The organism is Dyella sp. (genome assembly GCF_035508675.1).
GTDB lineage: Bacteria > Pseudomonadota > Gammaproteobacteria > Xanthomonadales > Rhodanobacteraceae > Dyella_B.
In genome coordinates, this window is record NZ_DATJMN010000047.1 from 1 (window position 1) to 11,679 (window position 11,679).

Sequence of the window (11,679 nt, forward strand, 5' to 3'; positions counted from 1 at the left end):
GCTGGATTCGCCCCTCACCCCGGCCCTCTCCCCGGAGGGGAGAGGGGGAAGAACGTGTTGTCCCTCGCTATATCGACTTCATGCAGAGAGGGACAAAAAAAGAAATCCGGCCCGACTCGCGTCGGGCCGGATTGCTCATGACTTACTTCTTGCGGGCGGCCTTCTTGGCGGTTTTCTTGATCGCCTTACGACCGGCCTTCTTGCTGGCAGTGGACCTCTTCACCGCTTTCTTGGCGGTTTTCTTGCTGGCGGCCTTTTTGGCCGTCTTCTTACCTGCGGCCTTGCGGACCGTCTTTTTGCTGCTGACCTTCTTTGCAGCTTTGCGGGCCGCGCCTTTCTTGGCGGCCTTCTTGCTGGCTTTCTTTACAGCCTTCTTGGCTGCGCCTTTCTTGGCGGCCTTCTTCGCTGCGCCCTTCTTGGCGGCTTTCTTGGTTGCCTTCTTCGCTGCCTTCTTGGCAGGAGCGGCTTTCTTGGCAGTGGCTTTCTTGGCTGCTTTCTTGCGACGAGCCTTCTTCGGCGCGGCGGCCGGAGCGGACTCTTCGGCTACCGGGGCGGCCGGGGTGAGCAGATCGTCATTGTGTACTTCGAACTCGGTATCGATAGACATGCGGGTATTCCCCTCCGGTACGTTGTTATGGAACCTTCATCAGGCTTGATCACGGTGTGCGGAAACGTAGCGCGATTTTGCGTTGCGTGCCACTACTAAAACTTTCCGTAATAGCCTTCCTTCAAAGCATCGAACAAATTGGCGGCGGTGTGCGTCTCTCCGTCGTACTCCACTTCTTCGTTGCCTTTCAGTTCCACAACACTACCGTCCTCCAATTCGAAGCGGTAGAGGGTGTTTTCCAGGTCGGCTTCTTTGACCAGCACGCCCTGGAATGCAGCGGGGTTGAAGCGGAACGTGGTGCATCCCTTGAGGCCCTGTTTATAGGCGTAGAAGTAGATGTCTTTGAAGTCTTCGTAGGGGTAGTCGGTCGGTACGTTGGCGGTCTTGGAGATCGAGGAATCCACCCACAGCTGCGAGGCAGCCTGGATGTCCACGTGCTCCTTGGGGCTGATGTCGTCGGCGGCAACGAAGTAGTCGGGCAGCTTGGCCTTGGGGTCGTCGCTGAACGGCACGGCGTTCGCATTGATGAGCGCGCGGTAGGCGAGCAGCTCGTAGCTATACACCTCCACCTTCTCCTTGGTCTTGCGGCCTTCGCGGATGACGTTGCGCGAGTAGTGATGGGCGAAGCTGGGCTCGATGCCGTTGCTGGCGTTGTTGGCCAGCGAGAGGGAGATGGTGCCGGTGGGCGCGATGGAGGTGTGGTGGGTGAAGCGCGCGCCGGTTTCGGCCAGTTCCTTGACGAGGTTGGGCGCCACTTCGGCGACGCGCTGCATGTAACGGCTGTATTTGGCGTGCAGCACGCGGCCGGGAATGAGGTCGCCCACCTTGTAGCCGTCGGCGACCATCTCCGGGCGCTTGCGCAGCATCTCGCCGGTGACGGTGTAGTTCTTGGCGAGCACGGGCGCCGGGCCTTTTTCCTTGGCCAGCTCCAGGGCTACTTCCCAACCGGCCACGGCCATTTCGCGCGAGACGTCTTCGGTGAAGGCCACGGCGTTCTCGTCGCCGTAGCGCAGCTTGAGCATGGTGAGCGTGCTGCCCAGGCCGAGGAAGCCCATGCCATGGCGGCGCTTGGAAAGAATTTCGTTGCGTTGCTGCTCGAGCGGCAGGCCGTTGATCTCCACCACGTTGTCGAGCATACGGGTGAAGATCTTCACGACTTCGCGATATTCGTCCCAGTCGAAGCGGGCCTTGGGGCCGAAGGGATCGCGCACGAAGGTGGTGAGGTTGACGGAGCCGAGGAGGCAGGAGCCGTAGGGCGGAAGCGGCTGCTCGCCACATTGCCCGGTGACCAAGCCATTGAAGATCACTGCATTGTGATCAGGTTGAGTGGTGTCGAAGACGGCTTCTTCGCCCACGTATTCGATGCTGGTGATCTTGGAGCTGAAGCGCTGGGTCTTGCGTAGCGCCTTGTCCGCCACCCATTTGGCGTACTTTTCGGTCTTGGCCGGCAACAGGAAACCGACCTCACGCATGAATGCCTCGCGGGATTCGCCGTCGATGATCAGTTCGTAATCGGCACGGCAGCGGTAGGCGCGCTGCGTGCCCTGCCCGTCAGGCATGTCTTTCCTGCGGGCATCGCGGCGCTTGCGGATGCGGCAGAACACGCCGAAGTTGGCCAGCAGCATCTGCACGTCCTTCAGCAGCGTTTCCTGGCTGGAGGCCAAGCGAACGGAGCAGCTCTGGCTGTAGGAGGAGACGTTGACCGTGCCGTCGGTCTGAAACAGGGCACGCAGGTAGCTGCGCACACAGGCTTCGCTGCCGCGCCAGATCACCTCGGGCACCTTGAGCTTGGTGTTGCGGGTGAAGCCGTAGTGCTCCAGCAGGCGAGCCAGGAGAACGGAGCGGATGAAAACCTGATTGCGTTCCGGCACGGCAACGGGTGACACGCTGTATACGCGATCCTGCCGCGGCATGACGTGCATGATCAGCGTGTTGATGTAGCCCGCGACGCGATCGGCCAGCTGACGGTCTTCGCCCCACAGGGTGATGACTGCCGCTTCCTGGCCTTTGCCACGGTTGGTGAAATGGCCGTCGCCGGTGATCAGGCCGAGAAGCAGACCAAGATCCTCGCTGCCCTCGCTACCGAATTGCCCCTTGCCGGACTGCACCAGCAAGCGGTCGCCCACTACAAGTTCGCGCAGTTTGATCTTGCCGCGCCCAGTGTAGAAATCATGCCATTCGGTGGCTTTGATCTCGTAGCCGTCTTCAGTCAGGACTTTGTAGACCGGTGCTTTCGCTGCAGTCATGAAGGCGGGCTTGGCCGGGCGCACTTCGACACCGCGTTCATCTTTGCCCAGCGAGCGGCGATCAACGGACACCTCCAGTGAAGCGCCGGAGGCGTACAGCTCGCCGATCGGGATCATGCCGTACTGCGTCGCCAGACGGGTATCCGCCGTCACGCACGGATTGGTAGCGCGAATGTGCTCGCACCACCAGTTGTTGTTCATCTCGTTCACCTTGTCGATGAGGATGAACCCCGGCTCGGCGTAGTCATACGTGGAGACCATGATCATGTCCCACAGATGACGCGCGCGGATGTGCCCGTAGATCTTGCAGGCCACCAGGCCATCTTCGCGCACGACGTAGTTTTCGTGCGTGGGCCATTCGCGCCAGACGACTTTGCTGGCGTCGTTGAGATCGATGTCGCCCTGTTCCTTGACGTGCACGGGAAAGACCAGCGGCCAATCCTGGTCGTGCTCGACGGCCTGCATGAAACCATCGGTGATCAGCAGGGAGAGGTTGAACTGGCGCAGGCGGCCGTTCTCGCGCTTGGCGCGGATGAATTCCTTGACGTCCGGATGGCTGACGTCGAACGTGCCCATCTGCGCGCCGCGGCGACCGCCGGCCGACGAGACGGTGAAGCACATCTTGTCGTAGATATCCATGAACGACAGTGGGCCGCTGGTGTAGGCGCCGGCGCCCGATACGTAAGCACCGCGCGGACGCAGCGTGGAAAATTCGTAGCCGATACCGCAACCGGCTTTCAGCGTAAGCCCCGCCTCGTGCACCTTCTGCAGAATGTCGTCCATCGAATCGCGGATGGTGCCGGACACGGTGCAGTTGATGGTGGAGGTGGCGGGTTTGTGTTCCAGCGCACCGGCGTTGGAGGTGATGCGGCCGGCGGGAATGGCGCCGCGGCGCAGCGCCCACAGGAAACGCTCGTACCAGTGTTCACGCAATTCGGGCGTGACTTCCACGTCGGAGAGTGCGCGCGCGACACGCTTCCAGGTGTCGTCGATGGTGGCGTCGACCGGGTCGCCGTTCTTGGTGCGCAGACGGTACTTCTTGTCCCAGATATCTTGCGATGCGGGCTGCAACGGAATGGTTGCGGCATCACGGCCGGTGTTGGTTGCGCGCAAGCTGCTCATCGGCTTCCTGACCTCCTGGCATGGCCTCACGGCCCCGTTGGTTTCTTTTGTTATGGGTGTAAGTGGCATCAGCAGCGCGGAGAATGGCCCGGCGCGCCCGATTCATGCCCCCGCATGAGGGTCGGGCGTGGCTTTTTCGCAAATCGCGATAGCCCCTCCTGACGTTTGCCACCGCCCCAGCACTTGGGTTTCATACTCGTTGCTGCACACAAGATGTTGTGGTCGTGACTGGGCGAACGTTACCCCCGCCATCGCAGGATGTAAAGGGCTGACTGCATCATCACGAGGATTAGGCTGAAGATGTTCGTTGCATGAGCTGATTGGCGGCGGCGCTACCCTCCGACACGACGGATTTAGAATGCCTTGCCACGCATCACGCCTTCGCACTCACGCCAACGGCACGTTGCATGCTTGGGAACCGTCCGCATCGCTAACGAGTCGAAGCAGCAGTTTTCATTCGCTCAGGGAGACTCCATGCACCCACGCCTACTCCGCAGTTTTACCGCCCTGTTTGCCGCCGCATCGCTCGCCGTGCTGCCGCTGCACGCGCACGCCGTGTTGCCGTCGGCAGTCGACGGCCAGCCGCTGCCTTCGCTGGCACCGATGCTGGAAAAGGTGACGCCGGCGGTGGTGAACATTTCCACCAAGACGCGTGTGCGGGTAAGCAACCCGTTCTTCGACGACCCGGTATTCCGCCAGTTCTTCGGCCTGCAGGGCATACCACGCGAACGCGTGGAGCAAAGCCTGGGCTCGGGCGTGATCGTGGATGCGGCGAAGGGTTACATCCTTACCAACAACCACGTGGTGGGCGGCGCCGACGACATCACGGTGACATTGCAGGATGGGCGCAACTTCAAAGGCACGCTGGTGGGCACCGACCCGGCGACCGACGTGGCGGTGGTGAAGATCGATGCCGACAAGCTGCAGGCGCTGCCGATCGCCAATTCTTCATCGCTGCGCGTGGGTGATTTCGTGGTGGCGGTGGGCGAACCGTTCGGCCTGGGCCAGACGGTGACCTCGGGCATCGTGTCGGCACTGGGGCGTTCCGGGCTGGGCGGATCGAGTTTCCAGAACTTCATCCAGACCGATGCGTCGATCAATCCCGGCAATTCCGGCGGACCGCTGGTGAATCTGCGCGGTGAGCTGGTGGGCATCAATACGATGATTCTTTCGCCCTCGGGCGGCAACGTCGGCATTGGTTTTGCCATTCCCAGCAATGTCGCCACGGAGGTGATGCAGCAGTTGATCGCGCACGGCAAGGTCAGCCGCGGCAGCCTCGGCGCGCAGACGCAGGACATCACGCCCAACATTGCGCGCATGCTCGGCCTGAAGAGCAGCGAAGGCGCCGTAGTGACACGCGTGCTGCCCGGCTCGGCAGCCGAGCGCGCCGGCCTGGACGTAGGCGACGTGATTACCGCGGTGAATGGGCAGGCGCTGCATGATTCGGATGAGCTCACCAATGCCATCGGCCTGCTGCCGGCAAACAGCACGGTAAGCCTGACCACGTTGCGCAAGGGCACCACGCGCAAGGTCACGGCGGAACTGACGCCGCAGAAGATCGCCACGCTGGATGGCGCCAAGCTCGATCCACGGCTCAGCGGCGTAACGTTCAGCGACCTCAGCGACGAGCAGGCCAGCCAAGGCACCACCGGAGTGGTGGCGTCCAATGTGAACCCCAACAGCCGCGCGGCGCAGGCGGGCTTGTCCTCCGGCGATGTGATTGTCGGCGTGGGCAATCGGCGCATTACCAGCCTGCGGGATCTGCAGGGGCTGGCGGCGGCGCGTCCGCGTCAGCTGGTGCTGCTGGTGGCGACGGATGATGGGTTGAATTACGTGGTGATCCAGTAGTTCGCCGTCCGGCGTGTTGGCGGTGAGCCCCGGCGTTGATCCGGGGCATCATCGCGCTTGATCGGGCCAATGCTGACCAAAAGCGAAACGAAAATCGCGCCGCCAACCTTTCGTCCCGATCAAGTTTTCCACGCAACTCCATGAACGCACTTGCAGTTCCTTCGCGCGATTGCTTGATGTTTTGGCCCGGGGCCGCTGAAATACCGCAACCCGTCACTGCGTGTAGGCGCCGTGCAGGGCACACTCGCATCGTTTCCCTCCTTTCGCAGGTCGCGCTTTACTTATGCCCGTACGCATCACCCGTCTGCTCACCGCCGCCCTGATCGGCGCCGGCATCTCCACCGCCGCGCTTGCTGCCGCCACGCAGTCGCTCATCTGGCGCGGCGACGTGGTCACCGCCAACGGCGTCGTCAAAGGCGTAGCGAAAGCCTGGCAATCGTCCGGGCATGGCTCGGTGCAGCTTCAACCGTTCAACACGGCCTCGGGCCTGGATGCGGTGGCCGGCGGCTCCGCCGATATCGCCGGCAGTGCGCGTCCCAGTTCGGGCAGCGCCACCGACAGCGGGCTTACCTTTACGCCGGTGGCATGGGATGGCCTGGTGCTGATCACCAGCCCGGCCAACCCGGTCAGCAACCTCACGCTGCAGCAGGTGCACGACATCTACTACGGCAAGATCACCAACTGGAAAGAGGTCGGCGGCAACAATGTGCCGATCGACGTGTTCGCCGTGGCGAGCCCGGGCGATGGCGTGGAATTCAGCCTGCGCAAGCTGCTGTTCGGCCGCGGCAGCCAGCCGGTGGCGGCGCCGCGCCTGTACGTGAACACCACGCAGCTGGAGCAGTCGATCGAACTGGATCCGCGCGGCTTCGGTGTGACGGCGCTGTCGAACGTGGCCGGCAATCCGAAGATCAAGATGCTGCGCATCGATGGCACGGCACCGAGCGTTGCCACCGTGGCAAGCGGCGCATACCCCTTGTTCGCGCCGCTGTACCTGGTGACCAATCCATCGAGTCCGAACGCTGCGGCGGCCCAGGCGTTCGTGGATTTCACGCTGAGCGACAAGGGCGCCTCAGCACTGCGTGCGCACTCGCTGGTGCCCTATAACGCAGGCACGACGCTGATCGCGATGGATGCTTCGCGCCGCAGCCGCATCCTGGCTGAAGTCGGTGCGCACGCCAGCGCCGAGCCCACGCAGATTGCCGCCGCGTCCCGCCCTGCCGTGGCGCCGTCGGTGGCGGTCGCACGCCAGGCGGCCCCCGCCACGCCAACGCTGACCAAGGTCAGGGGCGCGGTGCTGACACCGCCGCCGAGCAGCCTGAAGGACGTGCGTGGCGAGGCGTTTACGCAAGTGGTCGCGGTCGACCGCGGCAGCTTCGCCAAGGTCACCAGCGATGCCTACGTGACCCACGGCAAGCTGGCCGTGGCCAAGGCCAGCGAGAAAACCCCCGGCAAGATCAATGTCGCGAGCAAGACCGAGGCCAAGAAGCGCGTGGCCAGTGTGGACAAGAAGCCGGCCCGCGCTTACCGCGTCGCCGCCGGCGAAACGCTGTACTCCATTGCGCGCAGGCACGGCGTGGACGTGGCGCAGATTCGCAGCTGGAATCATTTGAAGGACAATACGGTGCGCACGGGCCAGGTGTTGCGCATCGAATCCCGCTGATCTTCACGCCTTCACTTGCAAATACTCGCCATCACGATCGATCTGGACGACACCCTGTGGCCGGTGATGCCGGCCCTGCAACGGGCGGATCGTGATCTGGACGACTACCTGCGCCAGCATTACCCGCAAGTCGCCAAGACCTGGCCCATCCCCGCGCTGCGCGAACTACGCGCCCGCGTCGCCGCCGAGCACATCGACCTGGCGCACGACTTTACCGCGCAGCGCTACATCACCATGCAGCGCGCCTTCGATGCCTGCGGCATCAACGACGCGCCGCTGGACGCGATGTGGGAAATCTTCGCCTCCGCACGCAACGCGGTGGAACTCTACCCCGATGCCCTGCCCGCACTGGAACGATTGCGCGCGACATGGCCGGTGGCCAGCCTGACCAATGGCAATGCCGACCTGGAACGCATCGGGCTGCATTTGCATTTCGCACATCGCATCAGCGCACGCGAGGTGGGCGTGGCCAAGCCTGATGCACGCATCTTTCTGGCCGCGGCCGAAAAGCTGGGGGTGGCGCCGGAAAACATCCTGCACGTGGGCGATGATCCGGAGCTGGACGTGGCAGGTGCGCGCGAAGCCGGGATGCGTACCGCGTGGATCAATCGCGCAGGCCATCCGTGGCCGGGGACATTAGGGCTGGCGCCGGATCTGGATTTGCGGGATTTGGCCGGGTTGGTGGCGTGGCTGGAGAAGCCGCTGTCCGCGGCGGGTTAGCCACGGGCTGGGATTCCATCCCAGCAGCCTCACTCGCCGTGGCACGCTCCCTCCCCTGCGTCAGTAGAGCCTATTCGCTTTGAACCCCTGCGCAAAAGCGCGCATCATCTGCGGTCAACTCCACCATACGCGCACACCCGACGCGCGCAAGGAATCGCATGCCCGCCCTGATTGCCCAAGCTTCCGGCCGCCGCGCTGCCACGCCGATCGAAGCCACCGATGTCACGCATCTCTCCAGCCTGCGCAAGCGCCTGCATGCCGCACAACGCAACTGGCTGGACGAAAGCGGTTTCGATGGCAAGCCCGGCAGCGTGTGCCTGGTGCCGGATACGAACGGCAAGTTGGCGCGCGTGGTGGTGGGCGTGGATCGCCAGGATTCGCTGGGCGCGTTGGCCGCGTTGTCGCTGAGCTTGCCTAGCGCGGAATACACGCTGGCGCCGGAAAGCGTGCCGCTGGATCCGCAGCTTTCCGCACTCGGCTGGGCGCTGGGCGCCTACCAGTTCACCCGTTATCGCAACGCCAAGCGCCCGGGCTCACCGTTGGTGGTGGGTGCCGCCACCTTGTCCGCGCTGACGCCACTGATCGAAGCCACTTATTTCGTGCGCGACCTGGTCAACACGCCGACCGAGGACATGGGCCCCAAGCAGCTCACCGACCAGGTGAAACAGCTGGGCAAGACGTACAAGGCCAAGGTGCGCGAGTGGGTCGGCGAGGAATTGCTGGAAGACAACTTCCCCACCATTCATGCCGTCGGCCGCGCCAGCCATCGTCCGCCGCGCCTGGTCGAGTTGTCCTGGGGCAAGGCCGGCGATCCGAAGGTGGTACTGGTCGGCAAGGGCGTGTGCTTCGACACCGGCGGGCTGGATCTCAAGCCTTCGGACGGCATGCGCTGGATGAAGAAGGATATGGGCGGTGCGGCACATGCCATCGCGCTGGCCGGCCTGGTGATGGAGGCGAAATTGCCGGTGCGGCTGAGCTTGCTGGTGCCCGCCGTGGAGAATGCGGTAGCCGGCAATGCCATGCGTCCGGGCGAAGTGATCATCACGCGCGCCGGCCACAGCGTGGAAGTCGACAACACGGATGCCGAAGGGCGGTTGATCCTGTGCGACGCACTGGCCTACGCAGCGGAGCAGAAGCCGGCGCTGATCATCGACTTCGCCACGCTCACCGGTGCGGCCCGCGTGGCGCTGGGTCCCGACCTGCCGGCACTGTTTGCCAATGATGATCAACTGGCCCAGGCGGCCCTCGCTTGCGGCAGCGACGTCGCCGACCCGCTGTGGCGGCTGCCGCTGTGGCGGCCGTATCGCAAGCTGCTGGAGTCTTATCTCGCCGACTTTGCAAATGCGGGGCCGTCACGGCATGCCGGTGCGATTACCGCGGCGCTCTTTATGGAACGCTTCATTCCGGAAGGCATGCCATGGCTGCATCTGGATACCTATGCGTGGAACGACGGCGATCGTCCGGGCCGCCCGCGCGGCGGTGAGGCGATGGGCTTGCGCGCGATGTTCGCGTTGTTGAGCAAACGCTACGGTTGATGCCGCCAACCTGCCCGTTCGTCGCGTGAAGCGTTGAAACCACCGCGCAGCTTTCGCCACTGCGAGGAAATCGCCCGCCATCCGCGCACGATCTTCGGCAATAGCCAAACGATCAGTGCAACGAACAGCGCCAACGCGATGAGCAGCATCAGCGGGTGCTGCCACGCCAGATAAAGAATTCCCAGCAGCGAAATATCTTCGGTCGCACTCGCGCCCCAGTTGCTGAAAGGCTCGGGCGAGGTGTTGATCAGCGCGCGCGTGCCGGATTTCGCCACATGCGTGCCGGTGACTATGGCACCGCCCAGCAAGGCTGCCGCGATCTGCGCATCTGCGCTCGAGCCCTTGAACACGCCCCACGCGAGCAAGGTACCGACGGGAATGCGGATGAAGGTGTGGATGGAATCCCAGACACTGTCGAACACGGGAATCTTGTCGGCCAAAAACTCGCCCACCATCAGCATGCCGGCGGTAATCAGCACCCAGTTGTGGCTGAGTACGTCGAGCGCGGGCGGCAGGGTGACGTAGCCCAGGCGCCCGAGCAGGCCGGCGATGAACAAGGTGGCGTACAGGCGGATGCCGCTGGCCCAGGCAAGGCCACCGGCGAGGGCGAGGTTGGAGAGCAGATCCATGGCGGCCGGTCCGTGTCGCGGCGAGGTCGGCGGCATCCTCGCGCTAACTGGCGGAGAAAGCCATGGGCGCCGTTGCGCTGATAAAAAAACGGCGCCGAAGCGCCGCTTTTTTTGGCTGGGATGAAATCCAGCGTATGCGTACCGGCTTACTTGCCGCTCGATCCAGCGGCCGGCGGCGACGACGCGCCCGGCTCCACCATCGGCGCCGGCAGCGAGACCTGGCCGTTGGTCGCTGCCATCGACGGGCTGTCGCCCTGCTTGCCACCGTACGGCAGCACTTCTGCTGCCAGCTTCGGGTTGGCGTCGATCAGTCCGACCGCATCGAACAGGATGTGCGCGGTTTCCTGTAGCTGCGGATCGGGCGCCTTCTTGGCTTCTTCCTGTTCTTTCAGTTCCGACTTAAGGCTGCGCTCGCTCGGATTGAGGCCGTCGTCGAGTTGATCATCGTCGTCCACGTCGGCGGTGCTGCCGTCGATCGCCTTGTGGCGTGCGCGGAATTCGGCCTGCATGGCGTCCAGCTGCTTGCGCTCGGCTTCGCGCTGGTCGTAGTTCAGCGAGATGGTGGTGCGGTCGGCCAGTTTCTTGTACTGGTTGAGCTCGTCCAGCATCAGCTGCCATGCCGGCGACTTGGCCACGCGGGCGTCGTGCATCTGCTGAAGCTGCGGCAGGTAGGCCTTCATGTCGGCCACCGGCTTGTAGTCGGCAGGTGCGATCTGCGTCCATGGCAGCGCGTTGTCGTAGGTCGATTCGCCGAAATCCTTGTCGTCGCCGTTGCTCGGATATTGGATGTCCGGGGTGATGCCACGCAGCTGGGTGGAACCGCCGTTGATACGGAAGAATTCCTGCACGGTCATCTTCAGCGCGCCGAAGTCCGGCTTGTTGTCGGTGTCGGAGGCGAAGCGGTTGAGGTCAATCAGGGTTTGCACCGTGCCCTTGCCGAAGGTCTGCGTGCCGATCACCAGGCCGCGGCCATAGTCCTGGATCGCGGCGGAGAAAATCTCCGAGGCCGATGCCGTGCCGCGGTTGACCAGCACGGCCATCGGGCCGCTCCAGGCCATGCCCGGATCGTCATCGCCCTGCACCTGCACCTGGCCGCGCGCATCGCGCACCTGCACCACCGGGCCTTTGTCGATGAACAGGCCGGTGAGTTCGTTCGCCTCGTACAGCGAGCCGCCGCCGTTGTTGCGCAGGTCCATGATCACGCCCTGCACGCCTTCGGCCTTCAGCTCGCCCAGCAGCTTGGCGACGTCGCGGGTGGCGCTCTTGAAGTTCTTGTCGCCTTCGCTGCGGGCGCCGAAGTCGGAGTAGAACA

The 11,679-nt window shown here is 63.7% G+C and carries 8 protein-coding genes; 4 read left to right on the forward strand and 4 right to left on the reverse strand.

Going from position 1 to position 11,679, the window contains the following annotated elements:
- Positions 1-142: 142 nt before the first annotated feature.
- Entirely contained in the window at positions 143-607 is a 465-nt protein-coding gene (locus tag VMA74_RS02840; RefSeq protein WP_325364611.1) for a hypothetical protein, read from the reverse strand.
- Between the two features lie 95 nt (positions 608-702).
- Complete coding sequence (locus tag VMA74_RS02845) at positions 703-3,975, reverse strand: LAGLIDADG family homing endonuclease (RefSeq protein WP_325364613.1); 3,273 nt, start codon at positions 3,973-3,975, stop codon at positions 703-705.
- A gap of 474 nt (positions 3,976-4,449) precedes the next feature.
- Here VMA74_RS02845 and VMA74_RS02850 point away from each other — a divergent pair, with 474 nt between their 5' ends.
- From VMA74_RS02850 to VMA74_RS02865, 4 genes are all read left to right on the forward strand, one after another.
- The gene (locus VMA74_RS02850; RefSeq protein WP_325364615.1) at positions 4,450-5,823 is read left to right on the forward strand and encodes a DegQ family serine endoprotease; all 1,374 of its coding nucleotides are present in this window, start codon (positions 4,450-4,452) and stop codon (positions 5,821-5,823) included.
- 283 nt (positions 5,824-6,106) lie between these two features.
- On the forward strand, positions 6,107-7,483 hold the full coding sequence (locus VMA74_RS02855; RefSeq protein ID WP_325364617.1) for a substrate-binding domain-containing protein: 1,377 nt from the start codon (positions 6,107-6,109) through the stop codon (positions 7,481-7,483).
- 15 nt (positions 7,484-7,498) lie between these two features.
- A complete protein-coding gene (locus VMA74_RS02860; RefSeq protein ID WP_325364619.1) occupies positions 7,499-8,203 on the forward strand; it encodes an HAD family hydrolase in 705 nt (234 codons plus the stop codon).
- A 158-nt stretch (positions 8,204-8,361) separates the two neighbouring features.
- Positions 8,362-9,738, forward strand: coding sequence for a leucyl aminopeptidase family protein (locus tag VMA74_RS02865; RefSeq protein ID WP_325364621.1), 1,377 nt, complete (start codon positions 8,362-8,364; stop codon positions 9,736-9,738).
- Here the strand turns inward: VMA74_RS02865 and VMA74_RS02870 are convergent.
- Entirely contained in the window at positions 9,729-10,367 is a 639-nt protein-coding gene (locus tag VMA74_RS02870) for a DUF4126 domain-containing protein (RefSeq protein WP_325364623.1), read from the reverse strand. The two genes, VMA74_RS02865 and VMA74_RS02870, sit on opposite strands and share 10 nt — an antisense overlap.
- A 146-nt stretch (positions 10,368-10,513) precedes the next feature.
- Positions 10,514-11,679: carboxy terminal-processing peptidase (locus VMA74_RS02875; RefSeq protein WP_325364625.1), on the reverse strand; the 1,166-nt coding region annotated here is incomplete at its 5' end.

Coding starts and splice junctions, on each gene's coding strand:
- VMA74_RS02840 (WP_325364611.1), bottom strand. CDS start 607: ATGTCTATCGATACCGAGTTCGAAGTACACAATGACGATCTGCTCACC.
- VMA74_RS02845 (WP_325364613.1), bottom strand. CDS start 3,975: ATGAGCAGCTTGCGCGCAACCAACACCGGCCGTGATGCCGCAACCATT.
- VMA74_RS02850 (WP_325364615.1), top strand. CDS start 4,450: ATGCACCCACGCCTACTCCGCAGTTTTACCGCCCTGTTTGCCGCCGCA.
- VMA74_RS02855 (WP_325364617.1), top strand. CDS start 6,107: ATGCCCGTACGCATCACCCGTCTGCTCACCGCCGCCCTGATCGGCGCC.
- VMA74_RS02865 (WP_325364621.1), top strand. CDS start 8,362: ATGCCCGCCCTGATTGCCCAAGCTTCCGGCCGCCGCGCTGCCACGCCG.
- VMA74_RS02870 (WP_325364623.1), bottom strand. CDS start 10,367: ATGGATCTGCTCTCCAACCTCGCCCTCGCCGGTGGCCTTGCCTGGGCC.